The sequence below is a fragment of the uncultured Nocardioides sp. genome (assembly GCF_947488025.1).
GTDB lineage: Bacteria > Actinomycetota > Actinomycetes > Propionibacteriales > Nocardioidaceae > Nocardioides.
Map to the genome: position 1 here is coordinate 53,432 of NZ_CANKYS010000014.1, position 22,416 is coordinate 75,847.

Annotated in this window: 26 protein-coding genes; 12 read left to right on the forward strand and 14 right to left on the reverse strand. The window is 72.0% G+C overall.

Annotated features, from left to right (window positions below; translation table 11 throughout):
* Positions 1-47: 47 nt before the first annotated feature.
* Entirely contained in the window at positions 48-335 is a 288-nt protein-coding gene (locus Q1B24_RS18995; protein ID WP_299931594.1) for a YiaA/YiaB family inner membrane protein, read from the forward strand.
* Positions 336-408: 73 nt separating this feature from the next.
* On the opposite strand, the gene Q1B24_RS19000 is transcribed toward Q1B24_RS18995, so the two are convergent.
* Together Q1B24_RS19000 and Q1B24_RS19005 are read right to left on the reverse strand one after the other, a co-directional pair.
* Positions 409-1,629, reverse strand: a complete 1,221-nt coding sequence (locus Q1B24_RS19000; RefSeq protein ID WP_299931596.1) for an acyl-CoA dehydrogenase family protein — start codon at positions 1,627-1,629, stop codon at positions 409-411.
* Entirely contained in the window at positions 1,629-3,002 is a 1,374-nt protein-coding gene (locus Q1B24_RS19005; RefSeq protein WP_299931598.1) for an acyl-CoA dehydrogenase family protein, read from the reverse strand. The genes Q1B24_RS19000 and Q1B24_RS19005 overlap by 1 nt, the downstream gene beginning before the upstream one ends.
* A gap of 86 nt (positions 3,003-3,088) precedes the next feature.
* Here Q1B24_RS19005 and def point away from each other — a divergent pair, with 86 nt between their 5' ends.
* Genes def through Q1B24_RS19020 form a run of 3 tightly spaced genes read left to right on the forward strand, consistent with a single transcriptional unit; the run spans position 3,089 to position 5,134 of the window.
* The gene (gene def / locus Q1B24_RS19010; protein ID WP_299931600.1) at positions 3,089-3,721 is read left to right on the forward strand and encodes a peptide deformylase; all 633 of its coding nucleotides are present in this window, start codon (positions 3,089-3,091) and stop codon (positions 3,719-3,721) included.
* Positions 3,718-4,512 (forward strand): TrmH family RNA methyltransferase, encoded by a 795-nt coding sequence (locus tag Q1B24_RS19015; RefSeq protein ID WP_299931602.1) that lies wholly within the window; start codon positions 3,718-3,720, stop codon positions 4,510-4,512. The genes def and Q1B24_RS19015 overlap by 4 nt, the downstream gene beginning before the upstream one ends.
* Positions 4,513-4,528: 16 nt before the next feature.
* Positions 4,529-5,134, forward strand: coding sequence for a DedA family protein (locus Q1B24_RS19020; RefSeq protein WP_299931604.1), 606 nt, complete (start codon positions 4,529-4,531; stop codon positions 5,132-5,134).
* Between the two features lie 8 nt (positions 5,135-5,142).
* Here Q1B24_RS19020 and Q1B24_RS19025 read toward each other — a convergent pair whose 3' ends face one another.
* Complete coding sequence (locus tag Q1B24_RS19025) at positions 5,143-5,946, reverse strand: RNA methyltransferase (protein WP_299931607.1); 804 nt, start codon at positions 5,944-5,946, stop codon at positions 5,143-5,145.
* On the reverse strand, positions 5,939-7,174 hold the full coding sequence (cobA, locus tag Q1B24_RS19030; RefSeq protein ID WP_299931609.1) for a uroporphyrinogen-III C-methyltransferase: 1,236 nt from the start codon (positions 7,172-7,174) through the stop codon (positions 5,939-5,941). The genes Q1B24_RS19025 and cobA overlap by 8 nt, the downstream gene beginning before the upstream one ends.
* Positions 7,175-7,223: 49 nt before the next feature.
* Here cobA and Q1B24_RS19035 point away from each other — a divergent pair, with 49 nt between their 5' ends.
* From Q1B24_RS19035 to Q1B24_RS19055, 5 genes are all read left to right on the forward strand, one after another.
* On the forward strand, positions 7,224-7,745 hold the full coding sequence (locus Q1B24_RS19035; RefSeq protein ID WP_299931610.1) for a YbhB/YbcL family Raf kinase inhibitor-like protein: 522 nt from the start codon (positions 7,224-7,226) through the stop codon (positions 7,743-7,745).
* A gap of 335 nt (positions 7,746-8,080) precedes the next feature.
* Positions 8,081-8,596, forward strand: a complete 516-nt coding sequence (locus tag Q1B24_RS19040; RefSeq protein ID WP_299931611.1) for a CAP domain-containing protein — start codon at positions 8,081-8,083, stop codon at positions 8,594-8,596.
* Between the two features lie 70 nt (positions 8,597-8,666).
* The gene (locus tag Q1B24_RS19045; protein WP_299931612.1) at positions 8,667-9,479 is read left to right on the forward strand and encodes an ABC-2 family transporter protein; all 813 of its coding nucleotides are present in this window, start codon (positions 8,667-8,669) and stop codon (positions 9,477-9,479) included.
* Positions 9,472-10,284 carry an ABC-2 family transporter protein gene (locus Q1B24_RS19050; protein ID WP_299931613.1) on the forward strand — a complete coding sequence of 271 codons (813 nt, stop codon included), beginning with the start codon at positions 9,472-9,474 and terminating at the stop codon, positions 10,282-10,284. Before Q1B24_RS19045 ends, Q1B24_RS19050 begins: the two co-directional genes overlap by 8 nt.
* A 2-nt stretch (positions 10,285-10,286) precedes the next feature.
* A complete protein-coding gene (locus Q1B24_RS19055) occupies positions 10,287-11,273 on the forward strand; it encodes an ATP-binding cassette domain-containing protein (protein WP_299931615.1) in 987 nt (328 codons plus the stop codon).
* On the opposite strand, the gene Q1B24_RS19060 is transcribed toward Q1B24_RS19055, so the two are convergent.
* Positions 11,270-12,421: a PP2C family protein-serine/threonine phosphatase gene (locus Q1B24_RS19060; RefSeq protein ID WP_299931617.1), complete on the reverse strand. Its 1,152-nt coding sequence runs from the start codon at positions 12,419-12,421 to the stop codon at positions 11,270-11,272. The genes Q1B24_RS19055 and Q1B24_RS19060 overlap by 4 nt on opposite strands.
* A 79-nt stretch (positions 12,422-12,500) precedes the next feature.
* Here Q1B24_RS19060 and Q1B24_RS19065 point away from each other — a divergent pair, with 79 nt between their 5' ends.
* The gene (locus Q1B24_RS19065) at positions 12,501-13,481 is read left to right on the forward strand and encodes an alpha/beta hydrolase (protein WP_299931619.1); all 981 of its coding nucleotides are present in this window, start codon (positions 12,501-12,503) and stop codon (positions 13,479-13,481) included.
* Between the two features lie 7 nt (positions 13,482-13,488).
* Here Q1B24_RS19065 and Q1B24_RS19070 read toward each other — a convergent pair whose 3' ends face one another.
* The 4 genes from Q1B24_RS19070 to Q1B24_RS19085 are packed head-to-tail and all read right to left on the reverse strand — an operon-like array spanning position 13,489 to position 17,119.
* Complete coding sequence (locus tag Q1B24_RS19070) at positions 13,489-13,767, reverse strand: DsrE family protein (protein ID WP_299931621.1); 279 nt, start codon at positions 13,765-13,767, stop codon at positions 13,489-13,491.
* A gap of 25 nt (positions 13,768-13,792) precedes the next feature.
* The gene (locus Q1B24_RS19075; protein WP_299931623.1) at positions 13,793-14,458 is read right to left on the reverse strand and encodes a metalloregulator ArsR/SmtB family transcription factor; all 666 of its coding nucleotides are present in this window, start codon (positions 14,456-14,458) and stop codon (positions 13,793-13,795) included.
* Positions 14,451-15,764, reverse strand: coding sequence for an MFS transporter (locus tag Q1B24_RS19080; RefSeq protein WP_299931625.1), 1,314 nt, complete (start codon positions 15,762-15,764; stop codon positions 14,451-14,453). The genes Q1B24_RS19075 and Q1B24_RS19080 overlap by 8 nt, the downstream gene beginning before the upstream one ends.
* Positions 15,761-17,119, reverse strand: coding sequence for an MBL fold metallo-hydrolase (locus Q1B24_RS19085; protein WP_299931627.1), 1,359 nt, complete (start codon positions 17,117-17,119; stop codon positions 15,761-15,763). Before Q1B24_RS19085 ends, Q1B24_RS19080 begins: the two co-directional genes overlap by 4 nt.
* Positions 17,120-17,249: 130 nt before the next feature.
* On the opposite strand from Q1B24_RS19085, the gene Q1B24_RS19090 reads away from it, so the two are divergent.
* On the forward strand, positions 17,250-17,891 hold the full coding sequence (locus Q1B24_RS19090; RefSeq protein WP_299931629.1) for a methyltransferase domain-containing protein: 642 nt from the start codon (positions 17,250-17,252) through the stop codon (positions 17,889-17,891).
* 15 nt (positions 17,892-17,906) lie between these two features.
* On the opposite strand, the gene Q1B24_RS19095 is transcribed toward Q1B24_RS19090, so the two are convergent.
* The 4 genes from Q1B24_RS19095 to Q1B24_RS19110 form a co-directional block, all read right to left on the reverse strand.
* Entirely contained in the window at positions 17,907-18,668 is a 762-nt protein-coding gene (locus Q1B24_RS19095; RefSeq protein WP_299931633.1) for a sulfite exporter TauE/SafE family protein, read from the reverse strand.
* The gene (locus Q1B24_RS19100) at positions 18,665-19,777 is read right to left on the reverse strand and encodes an SPFH domain-containing protein (protein ID WP_299931636.1); all 1,113 of its coding nucleotides are present in this window, start codon (positions 19,775-19,777) and stop codon (positions 18,665-18,667) included. The genes Q1B24_RS19095 and Q1B24_RS19100 overlap by 4 nt, the downstream gene beginning before the upstream one ends.
* A 71-nt stretch (positions 19,778-19,848) precedes the next feature.
* Positions 19,849-20,310 carry an NfeD family protein gene (locus tag Q1B24_RS19105; RefSeq protein ID WP_299931638.1) on the reverse strand — a complete coding sequence of 154 codons (462 nt, stop codon included), beginning with the start codon at positions 20,308-20,310 and terminating at the stop codon, positions 19,849-19,851.
* Positions 20,311-20,339: 29 nt separating this feature from the next.
* Positions 20,340-21,146: an ABC transporter ATP-binding protein gene (locus tag Q1B24_RS19110; protein WP_299931640.1), complete on the reverse strand. Its 807-nt coding sequence runs from the start codon at positions 21,144-21,146 to the stop codon at positions 20,340-20,342.
* 76 nt (positions 21,147-21,222) lie between these two features.
* Between Q1B24_RS19110 and Q1B24_RS19115 the strand changes: the two genes are divergently transcribed.
* Complete coding sequence (locus tag Q1B24_RS19115; RefSeq protein WP_299931642.1) at positions 21,223-21,933, forward strand: hypothetical protein; 711 nt, start codon at positions 21,223-21,225, stop codon at positions 21,931-21,933.
* A 3-nt stretch (positions 21,934-21,936) separates the two neighbouring features.
* On the opposite strand, the gene Q1B24_RS19120 is transcribed toward Q1B24_RS19115, so the two are convergent.
* Positions 21,937-22,365 (reverse strand): DUF805 domain-containing protein, encoded by a 429-nt coding sequence (locus Q1B24_RS19120; protein ID WP_299931644.1) that lies wholly within the window; start codon positions 22,363-22,365, stop codon positions 21,937-21,939.
* Between the last annotated feature and the right edge of the window lie 51 nt (positions 22,366-22,416).

The following is a 22,416-nucleotide window of genomic DNA, read 5'->3' on the forward strand; positions in this document are numbered from 1 at the left end:
GTAGGCCTGCGGCTCCGGCGACGCTCGTGGACGACGACGGTTGACCCATGGCCTCCTCGACTCCCACCAAGAACACCAACGCCTTCTTCCTGCAGGCCGGCGTCTCCTTCGCCGTCGCGCTGCTGACCATGATCTTCGCGATCTTCTACCTGCCGGTCGACCCGTGGATCCGCGCCTTCCTCGGCCTCGGGACCATGTTCCTCACCACGTCGAGCTTCACCCTCGCCAAGTGCGTCCGTGACGCCCAGGAGGACAGCTACGTGGTCTCCCGCATCGACCAGGCCCGCGTCGACAAGATCCTCTCCGACCACGACCCGTTCAAGTCCGTCTCCTGATCCGCACGCCGACCGGGCGCTTCCTGTGGCAGGAAGCGCCCGGTCGGCGCGTTCATGCGCAAGGAAGCGCCGGTCAGCGCAGCTCGGAACTGCTCAGCCCCAGCACCCGGCGGGCCACGATGAGCTGCTGGATCTGCTGGGTGCCCTCGAAGATGTCGAGGATCTTGGAGTCGCGGGCCCACTTCTCCAGCAGCTCGGCCTCGCTGTAGCCGAGGGTGCCGCACAGCTGGACGCACGTCAGCGTGACGTCGGAGCCGACGCGTCCGGCCTTCGCCTTCGCCATCGAGGCCTCGAGCGAGTTGGGCTTGCGGTTGTCGGCCATCCACGCGGCCTGCATCATCAGCAGCCGCGCGCCCTCCCAGTCGGCCTCGAGGCGCAGGAACGTCGCCGCCGCCGCGGACTGCACCTGGGCGGGACGGTCGTAGTCGATCACCACGCCCGCCTGCTCGAGCAGGTCGCGGGTCAGGTCGAGCGAGGCGCGGGCGCACCCGACCGCCATCGCGGCGACCAGCGGGCGGGTGTTGTCGAAGGTCGCCATCGCGCCCGCGAAGCCCGACTTCGTGTCGATCTCCGGCGAGCCGAGCAGGTCCTCGGCCGGCACCCGGCAGTCGGTGAAGGTGATGACCGCGGTGTCGGACGAGCGGATCCCGAGCTTGTGCTCGAGCCGCTCGACCGTGAGGCCGGGGTTGTCCTTGCGGACGAGGAAGGACTTGATCGCCGCGCGGCCGAGGTCCTTGTCGAGGGTCGCCCACACCACCACCGAGTCGGCGCGCTGGCCGGACGTGACGTAGATCTTCTCGCCGTTGATGACGTACTCGTCGCCGTCCTTCACCGCCGTGGTGGTGATGTTGGCCGAGTCCGACCCGGTGCCCGGTTCCGTGATCGCCATCGCCGCCCACGTGCCCCGGTAGCGCTCGAGCTGCTCCTCGTCGGCGACCGACGCGATGGCGGAGTTGCCGAGTCCCTGGCGCGGCATCGACAGCAGCAGCGCGGTGTCGCCCCAGCACATCTCGGCGACGGAGAGCACGGACGCGAGGTTGGCGCCGTTGCGGACCGTCCCGCTGTCGCCGTCGGCAGAGGTGTCACGGCGTACGCCCCCCGCACCGGCGCCGCCGGTCGCCCCGGTCTCGGACACGCCGTCGATGAGCGCGGCGAGCATGTCGAGCTCCTTGGGGTACGCGTGCTCGGCCCGGTCGTAGGTCCGCGAGATCGGGCGCAACATGTTCATCGCCAGCTGGTGGGCCTGATCGATCAACCCGACGAGCTTCCTGGGGGTCTCGAGGTTGATCGCCATCAGATCATCACCGCGCCTTCCATCACGCCGACGGCCCGCAGGTCGCGGTACCACCGCTCGACCGGGTGCTCCTTGACGAAGCCGTGGCCGCCGAGCAGCTGCACGCCGTCGAGCCCGATGCGCATGCCCTTCTCGGCGCACAGCTGACGGGCCAGGCCGACCTCGCGGGCGAAGTCCTGGCCGCGCGCGGCGCGCGAGGCCGCCTTCCAGGTGAGCAGGCGCATCGCCTGCACCTCGATCGCCATGTCGGCGACCATGAAGGCCACCGACTGGCGGTGACTGATCGGCTCCCCGAAGGCCTCGCGCTCGTTGACGTAGGGCTTCACGTAGTCGAGCACCGCCTGGCCGGTGCCGACCGCGAGCGCGCACCACGCCAGGCGGGAGAGGCGTACGCACTCGGCGTGGGCAACACCGACCGTGTCACCGAGCAACGCGTCGGCGCCCACCCGTACGCCGCCGAGGTGCAGGCGCGACAGCCCGGCAGCGCGCACCCCCATCGACGGGTCGGCCTCCACCTCGAGCCCGTCGGCGCCGGACTCGACGAGGAACAGCGCCGGAGTGCCGTCGAGCACCGCGGACACGACGAACAGCTCGGCATCGGCACCGCGGACGACCCCGGACTTCACGCCGTCGAGCACGAAGCCGTCCCCGTCGCGCCGGGCCGTGGTCGCCAGGTCGAAGGGGTCGAAGAGCACCCGAGGCTCCGCGACGGCGAGCGCCGCGACCGGGACCCCCGATCCGGTGGTGCCACCGGTGAACGCGGGCAGGTAGGTCTGCTGCTGCGCATCGGTGCCCCACAGGGCGATCGCGGTGGCGACGGCCCCGGGCGCGAGGGTCGCGACGGCGAGCCCCATGTCGCCGTGCGCCAACGCCTCGGCGACGAGCGCCCCGGCCATGGCCGACCGCTCCTCCATGATGCCGCCGAGCTGCTCGGGGACGCCCAGGACGGGCACCCCCACCTCCTCGGCGGCGGCCAGGACCTCCGGCGGGGGCGCGCACGCGTCGTCGGCCGCGGAGGCGGCGGGTCGGAGCACCTCGGCCGCGAGCTCGCGCACGACCTCCAGCAGCATCTCCTCGTCCTCGGTGGGCGTGAGGTCGAAGACCCCGCGTGACGCGACGCTCGCCGGACGGGCCCCGGCCGTCCGGCCGCCGGCCCGGGCGAACGTGCGACCGGCGGCGGTCGCCACCCGGAACCCGTTGCGCGTCGTCGTGTAGACCGCCTGCTCGGCCTGCTTGCGCAGGCCCACGCGGTCGAGGAGCTCGCTCTGTGCCAGCCGGTTCACCGCGGCGACGGCGAGCCCGATCGCGTCGCGTGACTCCCGGGACGACAACCCGTGGCGGCCACCGGGCCGCAGGCTGCTGATGAAGGACATGGCTCAAATGTAACTCCGAGTTACATCCATGGCCAGCACCCAGCCGCCCCGCGGGTGCCGCACCCCCGGCTGGCTAGGATCCCCGCATGCCCGACGAGCAGCCGACCGAATCCCAGACCGGCACCGAGACCGGCACCGACGCCGGGGTGCGGGCGCCCCACGGCCCCCTCCCCGACGGCGGCTCGGTCCGTCCGATCACCCGCTGGGGCACGCCGGTCATGCACCGTCCCCAGGCCGCGGTGACGTCGTACGACGACTCACTCGCCGCGCTGGCCGCCGACATGGTCGCCACGATGTACGCCGCCGAGGGGGTCGGCCTGGCCGCCTGCCAGGTCGGCGAGGACGTGGCGATGTTCGTCTTCGACTGCCCCGACGACGAGGGCGTGCGCACCGTCGGCGTCGTCTGCAACCCCGTCGTCACCCTCCCCGAGGGCAAGGACCGTCGGCTCGAGGACGACGACGAGGGCTGCCTGTCCTTCCCCGGGTCCTTCGAGCCCTGCCCCCGCCCTGACTGGGCACGCGTCGAGGGCCAGGGTCTCGACGGCCGGCCGGTCTCGTTCGAGGGCGACGGCCTGCTCGCCCGCTGCCTGCAGCACGAGACCGACCACACGCTCGGCACCGTCTTCGGCGACCGCCTCTCCGCGAAGGCGCGCAAGCGGCTGTCCAAGAAGCACGACGCGGCCGCCGAGGACTACCCGCTCACCTGGCCGGCCGGATGAACGACCTGAGGATCACCAGGGAGAACGCGCGCTTCCAGCAGTGGGAGGCGTTGCTGACCAACCGCTCCAAGCGGCACCGCAACCGGGAGTTCCTGGTGCAGGGCGTCCGGCCCATCACCCGGGCCGTCGAGGAGGGCTGGACGGTGCGCGCCCTGCTGCGCGCCGACGGCGCCACCTCCACCTGGTCCGACGACCTGTGGTCGACGACCGACGCCGAGCGGGTACTGCTGTCCCCCGATCTGCACGCCCGGCTCAGCGGTCGCGAGGAGGGCGCCGAGCTCGTCGCGGTCGTCGAGATGCCCGAGGACGGCGTCGCCCGCCTCGAGGACTCGCGGCGCCCGCACGGCCCGGTCGTCGTCTTCGACCGCCCGACGAGCCCGGGCAACATCGGCACGCTCGCCCGCTCGGCGGACGCCTTCGGTGCGTCCGCGCTCGTGGTCACCGGCCACGCGGCCGACCCCTACGACCCGCAGGCGGTGCGGGCCAGCACCGGCTCGCTCTTCGCCCTGACAGTGCTCCGGGTGCCCGGCCCCGGCCCGGTGGTCGAGCACGCCCACGCCCACGGCTACCGCATCGTCGGCACCGACGAGGACGGCAGGGCCCTCGCGGACGTCGACCTCGGCGGGCGCCTCGTGGTCGTCGTGGGCAACGAGACCCACGGCCTGTCCTCGGGGTGGCGCGCCGCGTGCGACGAGGTCGTCGCCATCTCGATGGTCGGCACCGCCTCGTCCCTCAACGCCGCCGTGGCCGGGTCGATCGTGCTGCACGACTCGCTGCGCCAGCGCGGCTGACGGGGCGTCGTACGACATGGAAGCAGTGCTCGACTGGGTCGTGCTCGTCATGCGCACGGTCGGCTCCCCCGGCGTCGGTCTCGCCACCGCCCTCGAGACGGTGTTCCCGCCCGTCCCGAGCGAGCTGGTGCTGCCCCTGGCGGGCTACACCGCCAGCCAGGGCTACTACAGCGTCTTCGCGGCCATCGCCTGGGCGACGGCCGGCTCGCTGGTGGGGGCGCTGGTCCTCTACTGGCTCGGGGCGGCCTGGGGGCTGGAGCGCATCTGCGCGCTGGCCGACCGGATCCCGCTGATGCACGCCCACGACGTCCGTCGGGCCGTGGCCTGGTTCGGCCGGCACGGACGCACCGCGGTCTTCGTCGGCCGGCTGGTGCCCGGGGTCCGCAGCCTGATCTCGATCCCCGCCGGCATCGACCGGATGCCGCTCGCGCGCTTCTGCCTCTTCACGACCGCCGGGAGCCTCGTGTGGAACGCCGCGCTGATCCTGGCCGGATACGAGCTCGGTGAGCGGTGGCACGTCGTCGAGGGGTACGTCGGCCCGGCGAGTAACGTCGTCTACCTGCTCATCGGCGTCGCCGTGGTCGTCGTGGCGGCCCGGCGGCTGCGGCACCGTCTGACCTGAGTGCCGGGTCAGCGACGGGCCGCGGCGTAGCAGGCCACGGCGCTGGCAGCCGCGACGTTGAGGGAGTCGATCCCGGCCGCCATCGGGATCACGGCACGGCGATCGGCCGCGGTCTCCCAGCGCGAGGACAGACCGTGCCCCTCCGACCCCAGCACCAGGGCGAGGCGGTCGACGCCGGCAACGGCCTCCTCGATCGGGACCGAGTCGGGACCGAGGGTCAGCGCGACCGTCGTCCAGCCGCGCCGGGCGAGCTCCGGGAGGGCGTCGTACCAGTCGGGCAGCCGGGTCCACGGCGTCGAGAACACTGCTCCCATGCCGACCTTGATCGAGCGACGGTAGAGCGGATCGGCACACCGTGGCGACAGGAGCACGGCGTCGAAGCCCAGCGCGGCGCCGGAGCGGAAGACCGCCCCCACGTTGGTGTGGTCGACGAGGTCCTCGAGCACCAGGACCGAGCGTGCGCCGTCGAGCACGTCGTCCACGGACGGCAGCGGCCGCCGGCGCAGGGACGCGAGCGCCCCGCGGTGCACGTGGAAGCCGGTGACCTGCTCGATGGCCGCCTCGGACAGGACGTAGCAGGGAGCGGCACTGCGGGCGAGCACGTCGTCGAGGCCGTCGAGCCAGCGCGGCGCCATCAGGAACGATCGTGCCTCGTGGCCGGCCTCCACGGCCCGGCGGACCACCTTCTCCCCCTCCGCGAGGAAGAGACCGTGCTCGGCCTCGAGGCTCTTGCGCAGCTCGACGTCGCGCAGGTCCCGGTAGTCGGCCAGGCGCGGGTCGTCGGGGTCGGAGATCTCGACGAGGTCAGGCACGGTCGTAGTGTGCCGGACGGGCCACGGCGACGACCTCGCCCACCACGATGATCGCGGGCGGGGCGACCCGGTGGGCGACCAGGTCGTCGGCGAGCGCACCGAGGGTGCTGAGGACGGTGCGCTCGGTCGGCATCGTGCCGTCGACGATCACCGCCACCGGCGTCGCCGCGTCGCGTCCACCGTCGAGCAGGGCGTCCGCGATCGCCGGCGCGTTGTCGACCGCCATCAGCAGGACGAGCGTGCCCCGGAGCCCGGCGACCGCGTCCCACACGACCAGGGACTCCGGGTGCCCGGGCGGGAGGTGACCGGAGATGACGGTGAACTCGTGGGCGATCCCGCGGTGGGTGACCGGGATGCCGACCCGGGCGGGCACGGCGATGGCCGAGCTGAGACCGGGTACGACGGTGACGGGCACGTCGGCGGCCGCGCAGGCGAGCAGCTCCTCGAAGCCGCGGCCGAAGACGAAGTTGTCGCCGCCCTTGAAGCGGACGACGCGCTTGCCGGCCCGCGCCCGGTCGACGATCACCTCGTTGATCGTCTGCTGCGACGCCGATCGGCCACGGGGCAGCTTGGCGACGTCGATGAGCTCGACGTCGGGACCGAGCTCGTCGAGGAGCTCCCGGGGAGCGAGCCGGTCGGCCACGACGACGTCGGCGGTGGCGAGGGCGTGGCGGGCGGCCACGGTCACGAGCTCCGGCTCGCCCGGCCCCCCACCCACGAGGACGACGCCCGGGCTGCGGTCGTGGGCATCGGAGGCCGTCAGGTGCCCGTCCCGCAGCGCGGTGACGATGTCGTCGCGCAGGGCCGCGGACTTCCGCGGCTCGCGGTTGCCGAGCACGCCGACGCTCACGCTGCCGTGGTGGCCGACCGCCGGGGTCCAGGCGGTGCCGCCGAGGGCGTCGTCGGCGCGGACGCAGAACGTGTGGCGGGCGTCGGCGGCCGCGACGACGCGGGCGTTGACGGCCGGGTCGTCGGTCGCTGCGACGACGTACCAGGCGCCGTCGAGGTCGGACTCGGTGAACTCCCGCAGCACCAGCGTCAGCTCGCCTGCCAGCCCCTCGAGCGCCGGCGTCACCTCGAGGCTCACGACGGTCACGTCGGCACCGGCGCCGAGCAGCCCCGACACGCGTCGCTGGGCGACGTGCCCGCCGCCGATGACCACGACCTTGCGACCGGTGAGCACCAGCCCCGCCAGGTAGGGATGGGGGTCGGCACCGCGCTGGGTCATGCCCCGATTGTCCCTTTCGGGCTCACGGGCAGGTGGCTACGTTCGAGGGATGAGCATCGAGCGGCCCGTGGCCCCCAATCCCTACGACTACCTGCCCGCGACCGAGTCCTTCACCGTCACCAGCACGGACGTGACCGACGGCGCACCCCTGAAGGACGACCAGGTGGCGGCCCTCGGCAACACCTCGCCGCAGCTGAGCTGGTCAGGAGCCCCGGAGGGCACGCAGTCCTTCGTGGTGACCTGCTTCGACCCCGATGCGCCGACCCCGAGCGGGTTCTGGCACTGGTGCCTGGTCGACGTCCCCGCCGACGTCACCTCCCTGGACACCGGCGCGGCATCGGGAGACCTGCCCGGCCACGCGTTCCACATCCGCAACGACGGCGGCGAGGCCGGGTTCATGGGAGCGGCCCCGCCCGAGGGCGACCACCCGCACCGCTACTTCTTCGTGGTGCACGCGGTGAAGGACGCCAGCCTGGGCGTCGACGCCGACGCCTCGGCCGCCGTCGTCTCCTTCAACCTCGCCTTCAAGACGCTCGGTCGCGCGATCCTGCACGGCACGTACCAGCACTGACCCAGCGGGGCCGGGGCGGCGCTGCCGCTGTCCCGTACCACCCGTCACCTGCCCCACCCACCTCACGAGACCCGTGATCCGGACCGACAGGTCCAGACCACGGGTCTCGTTTTTTGCGTTCTCGCCCATAGAAACCATCAAGGCGCTTTCATCAGGCCTGGACGAAATCGGCGATTAGAGTGCCAACAATTGATGAAACACCGCGCATGAACCTCCGAGATGTCGTCCGGACTCGACAGACGCACGGCGCGAACCTAGGGTCAATCCCTGTTTCCGAAAGATTCCATCAAGATCTGCCGCACCCCCGACGTGCGGATCTCTCCCGGAGGAACCCCGTGCACCATCCCCGTCGCCTCTCCCGCCTGGCCGCCACGGCGCTCGCCGCCGCCGTCCTGACCGGCGTCCCGGCAGCCGCCGCCGAGGCGGCGACCTGGTCCGTCCCCCGCAGCGCCTCCGTGGTCGACGCGAGCGCGAGCAGCGAACAGCTCGAGGACGCCCTGATGGTCCGGATCAACCAGGCGCGCGCCGCGCACGGTCTGCGCAAGATCAGGAACTTCGACGTGTGCACCGACCAGCTGGCTGAGCGGTGGGGCGCCCGGATCGCCCGCACCGGGGTGCTCGAGCACCGCGACCAGCGCCAGGTCATCCGCAAGTGCGACAACTCCTGGGCCGGGGAGACGCTCGTCCGGGGCACCGGCCTGAGCCCGGAGACGATGGTCGAGCTGTGGCTCGACTCCCCCGGCCACCGGGAGATCCTGCTGAGCCGCCGCGCCAAGCGCGCCGGCGTCGCGATCACGCGCGACGCCCAGGGCCGCACCATCGGTGTGGTCAACCTCGTCCGCCACGGCTGAGGTGCACGGCACCGCTCCGGTGTGAGACGATCCCCGGCCCCCTCGTGGGTGGACCGGGGACCGTCGTCGCGTGAGGGGGAAGCAGGTGCTGCACGTCGCCATCGCGACCCGCGCGTTCCGCCGCTACTCCACCTACCGGGCCGCAACCCTCGCCGGGATCTTCACCAACTCGGTGTTCGGGATCATCTACTCCTTCGCCTACCTCGCGGTGTGGAGGGCCAACCCCACCGCGGGCGGGTACGACGCCCAGGACGCGGTGACCTACGTCTGGCTCGGCCAGGCGCTGCTGATGACGATCGCACTGTGGGGCGGCGGCACCACCGACGACCTCGCCGAGCGCATCCGCACCGGTGACGTGGCGATCGACCTCTACCGGCCCGTCGGGCTCGTCGGGTGGTACCTCGCCAGCGACCTCGGCCGGGCGGCGTACCACCTCCTCACCCGCGGGGTCGGCCCCACGCTCATCGGCTTCCTCGTCTTCGACATCTCGCTCCCCTCCTCGCCCCTGAACGCGCTCGCCTTCGCGGTGTCGCTGGTGCTCGCGGTCGTGGTGAGCTTCGCGATCCGCTTCCTCGTCGCGAGCACCGCCTTCTGGCTGCTCGACCAGTCCGGCGTGAAGGTGATGAGCGGGGCGTTCGCGATCTTCTTCAGCGGGATGATGCTGCCGCTGGTGCTCTTCCCCGGCTGGCTCGGGACGCTCGCCCGCGCGCTGCCGTGGGCGTCGTACGTCCAGGTCCCCGCCGACGTGTGGCTCGGCAAGCACACGGGCCTCGACCTCCTCGCCGCGCTCGGCTTCCAGGTGATGTGGGCCGTGGTGCTGCTGGCCGCCTGCCAGGGCGTGCTGCGCCTGGCCACCCGCAAGGTGGTGGTCCAGGGTGGCTGAACCGCGAGCCGTGCTCCACCTGCGCACCTACCTCCAGATCGCGTGGCTGTGGATCCGCGCGGCCTGGCAGTACCCGACGTCGTTCGTGCTGCTCGCGGTGGGCAACGGGCTGATCACCGGCCTCGACTTCGTGGGGCTCTGGATCATGTTCGCCCATCTCGACGACCTGGCCGGGTTCACCCTCCACGAGGTGGCACTGCTCTACGGCAGCGCCTCCCTCGCGCTCGCGATCGCCGACACCGCGATCGGCAGCGTCGAGCGGATCGGTACCTACATCCGCACCGGTCGGCTCGACCAGATGATGACCAAGCCGGTGCCGCTGCTCGTGCAGGTGTGCGCCGACCAGTTCACGCTGCGGCGCCTCGGGCGGCTGACGCAGGCTGCGATCGTGTTCGGGTGGGCGTGCACCTACGTCGACTGGACCCCGACGCGCGTGCTGGTGGCCGTGTCGATGCTGCTCAGCGGGGGGCTGGTGTTCTTCGGGCTCTTCGTCGGCTTCTCCTGCGTCCAGTTCTGGACCACCGACGCGACGGAGTTCGCCAACGCCTTCACCTACGGCGGCGCGACGGTCACGCAGTACCCGCTCAACATCTTCCCGCGCGAGGTGATCGTGGGGCTGACGTTCGTGATCCCGGTCGCCTTCGTCAACTGGTACCCCTGCCTCTACCTGCTCGGCCGCACCGACCCCGCGGGGATGCCCGAGGCGTTCCAGTTCGCCTCACCGGTGGCGGGCGTGCTGACCATGGCCGCCGCCCTGCTCGTGTGGCGCTCCGGCGTCCGCCACTACACCTCCACGGGGAGCTGACGATGTCTGCCACCGGCCCACTCATCGACGTGCGCGACCTCGAGCGCACCTTCGCCGTACGCCGTCGGGTGGACGGCCGACGCCGCCGGGTCCGCGACTCGGTGCTAGCAGTCCACGACCTGACCTTCGCCGTAGCGGCCGGCGAGATGGTGGGTTACATCGGGCCGAACGGCGCCGGGAAGTCGACGACCATCAAGATGCTCACCGGGATCCTGGTGCCCACGGGCGGACAGGTGCGGGTCGCCGGCCTCGACCCCAACCGCGACCGGGTCGAGCTGGCGCGGCGGATCGGCGTGGTCTTCGGCCAGCGCTCGACCCTGTGGTGGGACCTGCCGCTGCGCGACTCGTTCGAGCTGCTGCAGAAGATGTACCGGATCTCCCGCGCCCGCTACCGCGACAACCTCGATCGCTTCGTCGACCTGCTCGACCTCGGCGACCAGCTCGACACCCCGGTGCGCCAGCTCAGCCTCGGCCAGCGGATGCGCGGCGACATCACCGCGGCACTCCTGCACGACCCGGAGGTGCTCTACCTCGACGAGCCGACGATCGGCCTCGACGTCGTCAGCAAGGGCCGGCTGCGCGAGTTCCTCCGCGCGCTCAACGACGAGCGCGGCACCACCTTGGTGCTGACGACCCACGACCTGCAGGACATCGAGGCGCTCTGCGACCGCGTCATCGTGATCGACCACGGGACCTCGGTGTACGACGGTCCGCTGGCGGGGCTGCACGCGCAGGGCGGCTCGTCGCGCACCCTCGTCGTCGACCTCGTCGACGAGGCGCCGCCGGTCGTCGTGCCCGGGGCGACCGTGCGCCGGGTCGAGGGGCCGCGGCAGTGGTTGTCGTTCCCGGCCGACGCGAGCGCGGCGCCGATCGTGGCCGCGGTCGCGGCGTCGTACGACGTGGCGGACCTGTCGATCCAGGAGCCCGACATCGAGGACGTCATCCGCGAGCTCTACTCGCGCGGCCCCGAGCCCCTCGACCGACGCTAGCCGGCGAGGCTGCGCGACCGCTCGACGTCACGATCGGGTGACGTGAGCGGCTGCCGCTCCAGCACGAGGAGCGCCCGGTCGTCGTCGCCGCGCGGCACCTTCTTGAGCACCCGCTTCGGCATGCCGGTGAAGCCGCGGGCGTCGACGGCGCGCAGCGCCTGGTCCCGCAGCCAGTCGATGCCCTCGTCGAGGTCGCGGTCGGCGGACTCGATGACACCGTCGGTGTAGAACATCAGCGCCTCGCCGGGGTGGAGGCGTCCCCTGCTCGGGGTGAACTCGGCGTCGTCGATGACGCCCAACGCCATGCCGCGCGCGTTGTCGACCGCCCAGCCCCGCTGGCCCAGGTGCCAGTGGAGGGCCGGCGGGTGGCCGGCGCTGGTGATCGTGTAGTCGCCGGTGACCAGGTCGACCTTGATGTGCACGGCCGTCGCCAACGACTCGTCGGACTCCTGCCGGAGCAGGAAGTGGTTGGCCGCGGCCATCAGCTCGGCCGGGGGCAGGGCCCCGATCAGGCCGCCGAGGGCACCGGCGAACTGCAGCGCCTGCGGGCCGACCGAGGTGCCCTTGCCGCACACGTCGACCAGGGCCATCTCCAGCCACCGCCCCTCGCGCAGGTCGGCGACCAGGAAGTCACCGGCGTAGCTGGGGCCGTTGGCGGTGATCGTGGCGGACTCGGATCGCCAGCCGTTGGGCAGCGGCGGGACGACGCCCTGGCGCTGCAGCCGGTCACGCAGCTGGGTCAGCACGGCCTCGCTCAGCGCCATCGGCAGGCCGGAGCGCTGACGGCTGCCCTGGTAGATCGCCAGCAGCACACCCACCGCGAGGATGGCCAGGGCCGCCTCCCGGCTCGGGGTGCTGAAGCCGGTCTCGACAGACGTCCAGAAGGCGGCGACCCCCAGCACCACCGTCAGCAGCAGGAGGGGCACGAAGCGCAGCAGCATCAGGCCGAGCATGAGGAAGAGGAACCACAGCGAGACCGGGACGACGACCTGGGCCAGGGCGCCGATGCCCACGGCCACCCCGACGAGGAGGACGAGCACCAGCAGGAGGAACGCCTGGCTCGCGCGCGATCCGGTGCGCCAGCCCTCAACACGCTGCTGGACGTACGACGTGATGCCGCGCGCCACGGACCCCAGCGCGTTCGACACCGCCAAAGGGTAGGGCTCGACAGAGCTTCCCCGAGGTGGAACCGGGAAAGTCGGCGCCGCCGCTCGATAGGCTCGCCGCATGCCTCTCGTCCCGCTGCAGGCCGACGTCCTCGGTCCTGACTTCCGGGTGGAGACGATCTCGCTCCCACCTGATCCCGAGGGTCCCGTCGTCGCGACGCTCGTGACGCTGGAGCCCGAGCGACCCAACGGCCGCGCCGTGCTGCACGTGCACGGCTTCGCCGACTACTTCTTCCACACCGAGTACGCCCGGTGGTGGGCGGACCGCGGCTATGCGTTCTACGCCCTCGACCTCCGCAAGTACGGCCGCTCGCTCCGCGACCACCAGACCCCGCACTACGTCGCGGACCTGGCCGAGTACTTCGCCGAGATCGACCTCACGTGGTGGCGGATCACCCAGCGCGACGGGCACCGCGAGGTGATCGCCTCGGGTCACTCGACCGGCGGCCTCACGGTCCCGCTGTGGGTGCAGGAGCGCCGGCCGGCCGAGCTGCGCGCGATGGTGCTCAACTCCCCCTGGTTCGACATGCAGGGGGCCGCGTGGCTGCGCAGCCCGGCGACGCGCCTGGCGATCGAACGCCTCGGCACCAGCCGACCGATGCAGGAGATCCCCCGCCGGATCAGTGACGTCTACGGCCGGTCGCTGCACCGCGAGCACGGTGGCGAGTGGGACTACGACCTGACCTGGAAGCCGCTCGAGTCGCGCCCCGTCTACGTCGGGTGGCTGCGCGCCGTACGACGCGGGCACGCGCTGCTGCACGCCGGCCTCGACATCGACTCCCCCACGCTCGTCCTGTCCTCGGCACGGTCCTTCTTCGGCGAGCAGACCGAGGAGACCGCCGCCACGCACGACATCGTGCTCGACGTGGAGCAGATCCGGCGCTGGGCGTCGTCCGTCGGGCGCCACGTCACCTCGATCGCCATCGAGGGCGCCATCCACGACGTCGTCCTGTCGCGCCCGCCCGTCCGCACGCAGGCGTACGACGTCCTCGGCCGGTGGCTCGAGGCATGGGTGGACGAGCGGGGACAGCCGACGGGGTGAGCTGCCCTCAGAACGTCAGCACGTCGTCGGCCTCGACGGTCCATTGTGCGAGGGCATCCATCGTGGAGCGTGGGGCGACGTCGATGAGGTTGTCCTCGGTGAGACCGCGGGCGTCCAGGCAGGTGCCGCAGCAGGCGACCTGGCCGCCGTGACGGACGAAGCCGGTGAGCATCCTGTCGAGGGCGTCGTAGCCGTCAGGGGTCTTCTGGCCGGCGACGGCGCACGTCACCGCGTCCCCCATGAGGAACACCCGTACGGCAGCTCGCACCGAAGAGCCGGGAGTCACCCGACACGTCCCTCGTCGGGGACGATCAGGCCGCCCCGGCCTCGATGGGTACACCCGCGAGTCGCCACTCGAGGACTCCGTCGGTGGCTCGGCGGGCGTCGAGTCCCTCGGCGGTGAGCAGTCGTACGGCGTCGTGGGCCAGCACGCAGTACTGGCCGCGGCAGTAGGCGACGACCTCGTGGTCGCGGGGCAGCTCGCCGATCCGCTCGGCCAGCTCCTCGAGCGGGATGTGGACCGCGCCGGGGAGGTGGCCCGCGGCAAACTCGGTCGCGGGTCGTACGTCGAGGATGACCACGTCACCCCTGGCGAGTCGTCGCAGCAGCTCGTCCGTGTCGATCGCTGCGGTGTCCTCCGGCCCCAGGTAGGCGCGCCGTGCGAGCTCGGTGTGGGGACGATGGGCCTGCGCGACACGTCGGAGGTGGTCCCAGAGCCCCGCGACGTCGGTGCCGGTCAACGAGTAGTAGACCCGCTTGCCGTCGCGCCGGGACTCGACCAGTCCGGCCTCCCGCAGCGTCTGCAGGTGCGCGGAGCAGGTGCTCATGCCGAGGTCGGCGGCGTCGGCGAGGCTCTCGACGCTGCGCGGGCCCTGGCCGAGGAGGTCGAGCAGCTCGAGCCGCGTGGCGTTGCCGAGCACCTTGCCGACGGCTGCGAACTCCGCGAACAACGCGTCCTTCCTGGCTCGGTCACCCATTCCCGATCACCTCCGTGGTCGACCTGTCCGGTCGGTGGTGGGTCTCGTACATGCGCAGCGCGACGACGAGCCCGGACGCGGCGGTGAGCGCGGCGACGGTCCACACGGCGGCCTCGACGCCGAGGGCGTCGGCGACGACGCCTGCCAGCACTGCTCCGACGGCGAAGCCGCCGTCGCGCCAGAGCCGGTAGACACCGACCGAGCGGGCGCGCCAGGCGGGGTGCGCCACGTCGCCGATCGAGGCGAGGAGCGTCGGGTAGACCATCGCGGTGCCGGCGCCGAGGAGTGCGGCGGCGACGGCCCAGGCCGCGAACGAGTCGGCGAGGGCGATCAGGGCGAGCGCAGCGGCCTGGAGCCACATGCCGGCGACGATGAGCCACTTCCTGCCCCACCGGTCCGACAAGGCTCCGGTGAGCAGCTGCCCGACGCCCCACACGGCCGGGTAGAGCGCGGCGAGAATGCCGATCCTGCCGACCGAGAGCCCGGCGCCGGCGAACAGGATCGGGAAGAGGCCCCAGGCGAGCCCGTCGTTGAGGTTGTTGACCAGGCCCGCCTGGCTGGCCGACGACAGGGCGGGCTCCTTGAAGCTGGTCTGCACGAACACCTGGCGGTCGCTCAGCTCGCCGTGCAGGTGGTCGTGCCTGCCGTCGGCTCGGGCGACGTGGCCGGCGGCCTCGAGGCGGGCATGGTCGCGGGTCTCGCGCACGGCCAGGGTCGAGAGCCCGAGTCCGAGGGCGGCGAAGGCGATGCCGAGGAAGAACGGCTCCGGGCGCAGGCCGTAGGACTCCGCGACGTAGCCGGTGGCCAGCGCGGTGGCCGCGACCGCGGCGTAGCCCGCGGCCTCGTTCAGGCCCATCGCCAGTCCGCGTCGCGCAGGTCCCACCAGGTCGATCTTCATCACCACGGTCGTCGACCAGGTCAGGCCCTGGCTGATGCCCAGCAGCACGTTGGCGACGATGACCCAGGCCCACGACGGCGCCCAGATGAGCATGAGGGGCACCGGCACCGCGACGAGCCAACCAGCCACCAGGACCGGCTTGCGTCCGAAGCGGTCCGACCAGGTGCCGGCGAAGTAGTTGGTCACGGCCTTGGCGATGCCGAAGGCCAGGATGAAGCTGAGGCCGGCCGTGTAGGCGGTGAGGCCGAACTCCTCGCGACCCAGGAGCGGGAGCACGGTCCGCTCCTGGCCCAGCATGCCCCCGACCAGGGCGTTGACGACGACCAGCAGGGTGAACTGGGCGGCGTTCTGGCGCAGCCCCAGCTCGAGCTGGCGTCCGCTTCCCGGGGATCGGGTGGCGGAGCTCACCGGCCGGTCTCCAGAGGAGCGCCGGTCGTGTCGGCCCAGTCGTCGGGGCCGCCTGCAAGGACAGTGACGTGCTGGTGGCCGGCGCGGGCGAGCAGGCTGGCGGCACCCATGGCGCGTTCCCCGTGCCCGCACATCACGACCAGCGGTTCGTCCGGCAGATCGATGGCGTGGGCGGTCAGTGCCCCGAGCTCGATGCTGTCCGCGCCGGGGACGTGCCCCGCCTGGTACTCGCCACCCTGTCGGATGTCGAGGACCCGGGCTCCGTCGAGCACCTCCGGGCCTGCCACCGGGATCGAGCCCGTCGGCCGGTCGGCGGCCGTCCAGGCGTCGAGGCCCCCGTCGAGCTCCCCGGCGAGCTGGTCGTAGCCGACCTTGCGGGCCTGCCAGATGATCTCGGCCGGGTCCTGGTCCGGGTTCCGGACGACCACGATCGGCTCGTCGGCGTCGATGAGCCAGCCGAGCCACGTGGCGAACACCGGCCGCAGCGGGATCGACACCGACCCGGGGACGTGGCCGGCACCGAAGTCCGCCAACGGGCGCACGTCGACGACCTGCGCCCCGGCCGTGACGAGGCGGGCCACCTCGGCCGCCGTGAGGGCGGAGAGGGTGTCCCCCTCGACCGCGGCGGGACCCCGACGGTTGATCTCACCCAGTCGCAGGAAGTACGGCGGGAACGTGCCCAGCGAGTCGAGCAGCTGCGCGACGAACGCGTCCTCCGACTCGGCACGCAGCAGGGTGTTCGTGGCGCGCTCCGTCCCGATCGTCGACGTCCGCTCCGCACCCGGCGGAGCGGAGCAGAAGGAGCCGGCACCGTGGGTGGGCCACACCGAGACGTCGTCGTCGAGCCTCGCCAGCCGCTGCAGGGACCGGTACTGCGCCCGAGCCAGCTCCTCGGTGCGGTCCGGCGACACCAGGTCGGTGCGGGCCGCGGAGCCTACGATGAGGGAGCCGCCGGTGAACACCCCGAGTGTCCGCGAGCCGTCGAGCAGCTCGTAGGCCATGTGCTCGTGCGTGTGCCCGGGGGTCGCCAGGGCGCGCAGACGCAGACCTCCCAGGTCCACCTCGTCGCCGTCGGCGAGACCCGTGTGCGGGTACTCCCGGTTCCCTGACGCCGAGGCCAGCACCTGCGCCCCGAACGCGCGTCCGAGCTGCACCGCACCGGTCAGGAAGTCCGCGTGCAGGTGCGTGTCGGCGGCGAAGGCCACCGTCAACCCACGGCGCTGCGCGGCGTCGTACACGGTGCGGAGATCACGACTGACGTCCACTGCCAGCGCGCGACCGTCGTCGAGGTCGAGCAGGTAGGCGGAGTTGCCCAACCCCTCGTCGATGAGCGGGATGACGCTGATGTCGCCCATGGGGGCACCTCCGGGGCACGTCGAACGAGCACCGTAGATGCTACGTCATTCCACAGAACAATGGAATGACGTGGAACGCGAGGCGCAGGACGTCCTTGGCTTCGTCGGTCGGCAGGGCGACAATCGGGTGGTGAGCAGCTGCTGCGACCCGGCCGCCTACCAGGCCACGTTCGGGGAACGATTTGCCCGACGGATGGCCCGGCGGTACCGCAAGCGGGGGCTCGACCGCACGCAGCAGCGGATGCTCGGGTTCCTCACTGAGCGGGGCCTGGACGGCGCCACGATCCTGGAGATCGGCGGAGGCGTCGGTGAGCTCCAGATCGAGCTGATGCGGCGCGGCGCGGCGTCCGCCACCAACCTCGAGATCTCCACCCACTACGAGGAGGAGGCCCGTCGCCTCCTCGACGAGGCCGGACTGGAAGGCCGGGCGACCCGACGGATGCTCGACATCGCCACCGCTCCCGACGACGTGGAGGACGCCGACGTGGTGGTGCTGCACCGCGTCGTCTGCTGCTATCCGGACTACGAACGACTTCTCGCCGCTGCGGGCAGCCATGCCCGACAGCTGCTGGTCTTCTCGTACCCGCCCCGCAACCTGGTCACCCGCCTCGCGCTCGGGGTGGAGACCCTGGCGCAGCGCCTGCGCCGCAACGACTTCCGGGGGTACGTCCATCCACCGCAAGCCATGGTCGCGGTGCTGCGGGATCAGGGCCTGACCCCCCGCTTCCACCACCACAGCACCGCCTGGGACGTCGCCGGGTTCGAGCGCTGACGTCGTCAGCGCAGGTCAGAGGAGGAGCACCGCGAGCGCGACGACGCCGACGGTGGCGATGACCGTGCGGAGCAGGACGGGCGGCAGGCGGCGGCCGACGCCGGCGCCGATCTGCCCGCCCACGACCGAGCCGAGCGCGATCAGCCCGGCGACGACCCAGTCGATGTCGGCGACGGCGATGAAGACGAGCGCAGCGACGGCGTTGACGATGAGGGCGAGGACGTTCTTGGTGGCCGTGTGTCGCTGCATGGAGTCGGCGACGCCGATGCCGAGGACGGCCATGAGCAGCACGCCCTGGGCGGCCCCGAAGTAGCCGCCGTAGACACCCGTGGCGGCGACCGCGGGCCACACCCACCACACACCGTGGTCGGGGATGCCGCCGCGCGACGCGGCGCGTGTCGCGACCGAGCGCTGGATGCGAGGACCGAGGAGGACCAGCACCACACCGAGCGCGATGAGCACGGGGACGATCGCGTCGAAGGCGGCCGACGGCAGCCACAGCAGGAGCAGCGCACCGACGACCCCGCCGAGGAGCGACGCCGACCCCAGGCGCAGGACGCGGGCACCCTGCCCGGCGAGCTCGCGGCGGTAGCCGAAGACCCCCGACATGCTGCCCGGCACGAGGCCGACGGTGTTGCTGACGTTCGCGGTCACCGGAGGTACGCCGAACGCGAGGAGGGTCGGGAACGTGATCAACGTTCCCGACCCCACCACGGTGTTGATGGTGCCGGCCGCCACTCCTGCGAGGGCGATCAGCACAGCTTCCAGGGGACTCACTGGCCGGCAGGCGCTCCCGGCTCAGGGGGATCGATCGACCGGGCGCTCTTGCCCGGGTTGGCGGCACTCTCGGCCTCGGCGATCGCCTGCTGCACGGCCTCGTTGGTCGCCCGGGTCTCCGGGTCGTCCGACGAGCGCGGCAGCAGGGGCTCGGAGGAGCCCATGTCGACCCGGTTGCGCGGCGTGGCGTCCTTCGGGATGCCGGCGATCTCGTGGATCGACGAGCCGAGACCCTCCATCGCCTTGGTGATCTCCGACGGGATGACCCACACCTTGTTGGCGCTGCCCTCGGCGATCTTCGGCATCATCTGGAGGTACTGGTAGGCCAGCAGGGACTGGTCGGGCTGGCCGTCGTGGATGGCCTGGAAGACCGTCTGGATCGCCTGTCCCTCACCCTGGGCACGCAGGATCTGCGCCTCCCGGTCGGCCTGGGCACGCAGGATCTGCGACTCGCGATCACCCTCGGCGTTGAGGATCTGCGACTGCTTGGAACCCTCTGCGGTGAGGATCGCGGCCTGGCGCTGGCCCTCGGCGGTGAGGATCACGGCACGCTTCTCGCGGTCGGCGCGCATCTGCTTCTCCATCGAGTCCTTGATCGACGGCGGCGGGTCGATGCCCTTGAGCTCGACGCGGTTGACCCGGATGCCCCACTTGCCGGTGGCCTCGTCGAGGACGCCACGCAGGCCGGAGTTGATCGAGTCACGGCTGGTGAGCGTCTCCTCGAGGTCCATGCCACCGACGATGTTGCGCAGCGTGGTCATGGTGAGCTGCTCGATCGCCTGGATGTAGTTGGCGATCTCGTAGGTCGCGGCGACCGGGTCGGTGACCTGGAAGTAGATGACCGTGTCGATCGAGACGACGAGGTTGTCCTCGGTGATCACGGGCTGCGGCGGGAAGGACACGACCTGCTCGCGCAGGTCGATGAGGTAGCGCAACCGGTCGATGAACGGGATGACGATGTTGAGTCCTGCCGGCAGCGTCCCCTTGTACTTGCCGAAGCGCTCGACGATGCCCGCGCGTGCCTGGGGCACGATGCGGACCGTCTTGGCGAGCATGACGACGACGAACAGGACGACGAGCAGGAGCAGGACCAGTAGAGCAGTCCCCATGGGTTCCCCCCGATCTTGTGAGTTGCTGTGGCTGGCGTGGAGCGGTGGTGAGGCGGCGTACGACCGCCGGGTCAGGGCTCGAGCGTGCCCACCGGGTGGACGTAGGCGGTCGCGCCCTTGATCTGGAAGATCTCGACGGTCTCGCCCGGTGCGATCCTGAGGTGCTCGTCGTAGGGCAGCGCCGACCAGACCTCGCCGGCCACCTTGATGCGACCCGGCGCCAGGCCAGTGATCTCCTCGGTGACGAGCGCGCGGGTGCCGACCAGCTTGCCGTGGCCGAGCGCGAGCTCGGGACCGCCGTGGAGCCGCTTGACGAAGGCCGGACGGACGAAGGCGAGCATGGCGGTGGACGCGGCCAGTGCCGCCAGGATCTGCACGAAGACCGGCAGGCCGATGATGGCGGCGACCATGCCGACCACGGCGCCCGCGGCGAGCATCGCGAGGATCAGGTCGAGGCTGAACATCTCTGCGACACCGAGCACGATCGAGAGACCGAGCCAGGTCTCCCAGAGGTGGTCGCGGATCCAGTCCATGGTCCGACCCTATCCAGTCGGGCGTGACGTCAGGCGTGAACGACGCGCTCCGCCGGGCGTCGGCGCGCCGCGAAGCGGTCGTCGGCGCGCGTCAGCACCAGCGGCATCCCGAACGTCTCGGAGAGCGACTCGGCCGTCACGACGTCCTCGACGGGCCCGGAGTCGACCACCCGGCCCTCGCGCAGCAGCAGGGCGTGGGTGAAGCCGGGAGGGATCTCCTCGACGTGGTGGGACACCAGGACCGTCGCGGGCGAGTCGGGGTCGAGGGCCACCTGGGACAGCGTCGCGACGAGGTCCTCGCGGCCACCGAGGTCCAGACCCGCGGCCGGCTCGTCGAGCAGCAGCAGCTCGGGGTCGGTCATCAGCGCCCGGGCGACCTGGACCCGCTTGCGCTCGCCCTCGCTCAGGGTGCCGAAGGTGCGCTCGGCCAGGTGGTCGGCCCCGACCTCCGCGAGCAGCGCGGCGGCCCGGTCGTGGTCGAGGTCGGCGTACTCCTCCCGCCAGCGGCCCAGCACGCCGTAGGAGGCGGAGACGACGACGTCCTTGACCAGCTCGGACCGCGGGATGCGGTCGGCGAGCGCCGCACTGGTGAGGCCGATGCGCGGGCGCAGCTCGAAGACGTCGGTGGTGCCGAGCACCTCGTCGAGGATGCCGGCGACACCCGAGGTCGGGTGCAGCTGCGCGGCCGCGACCTGCAGCAGCGTCGTCTTGCCGGCGCCGTTGGGGCCGAGGACCACCCAGCGCTCGTCGTCCTCGACGAGCCAGTTGACGTCGTCGAGCAGCAGCGACCGGCCCCGGCGCACCGTGACCCCTGCGAGCTCGATGACGGCGACCATGGCGTCACCCTATCCAGCACCTCGGGCCCCTCCGGCCCTGACACGGCCGGTGGGGATGGCGGGTAACCTCGCCGCGATGTCGCGCACGCCCCTCGCCCTCCCCCACTCCGCGACCCTCGCCTGGTGGCTCACCGCGTGGTTGCGCGGTCACGAGCAGACCGACCACGTCCTCGACGTGCTGGCCGACGACACCCACCTGCTGGAGGGTGGCTCGGCCCTCGACCTGCTGGTGCGCGCGCGAGGCACCGGGGCGTCGTACGCCGGACTGGCCCTGCCGGTGGACGGCGACCCACTCGGCCTGGGCGGCCCGCGCGACTTCAACACCGCGGCGCTGGAGGCCGGGCAGGCCGTGGTGGTGGGCGACCTCGGGCTGGTGCCGGAGGAGCAGGGCGAGACGGTGCAGTGGCGGCCCCACGAGGCCTCGCGCCGCCAGCTCCCGGACGTCGGGGAGGCCGACCGCACCCTGCGCGCCGCCCTCCTCGGCGCGGCCGGCGACCTGGCCGACCTCGACGTCGCCCGGTGGCGACCCGAGGCCGCCGACGCGCTGATGAACCTGCACCACCGTCCTTCGGTGGACGCCCCGCTCGGCACCCCGCCGCGGTGCGTCGACCTGGCCGCGCGTGGGCTGCAGGCGTGGGCCATCGTCGACCTCGCGCTGGTCGACGACGGCGGGGCGCTGTCGTCGTACGAGGTGGAGCGGCGCCGCGACCTGCTCCAGCCGCTCGGGCGGGCGGCCCGGCGCGCGATCGTCGCGGCCTGCTCCCCCGAGGTGTGGCCGGAAGGCTAGCGGTCAGCCGCCGTAGGAGCCGTTGCCGTAGGGCGGCGGCGGCGGGTAGTCACCGGCGACACCGGACGGACCCGTCTTGGGGTTGGGGCCGTAGGCGTTGTCGGGCTTGGAGTCGGTGCAGAACCACACGATGAGCAGGATCCAGCCGATGATCGGGATGAGGCCGATGAGGATCCACCAGCCGCTGCGGTCGGTGTCGTGGAGCCGGCGGATGCCGACGGCGAGGCTGGGCAGGAACAGCGCGAGGCTCGCGACGGTCTGGATCAGGCCACCGCTGGCGGCGCCGTCGTAGTCGGTGCCGATCACGGCGTCGACGATGCTGGCCGCGAGGCTCACCAGGAATGAGAAGAGCGCGAAGTACCAGTACTCGGATCGCCGTGCGCGGCCCGAGAAGTCGACGTACTTGGACAAGCACGTCCGCACTGCCGTCATGAAGTCCATCGGAAACCCCCTGGATGAGGGCGATCGCGTGGCTCCGGACCG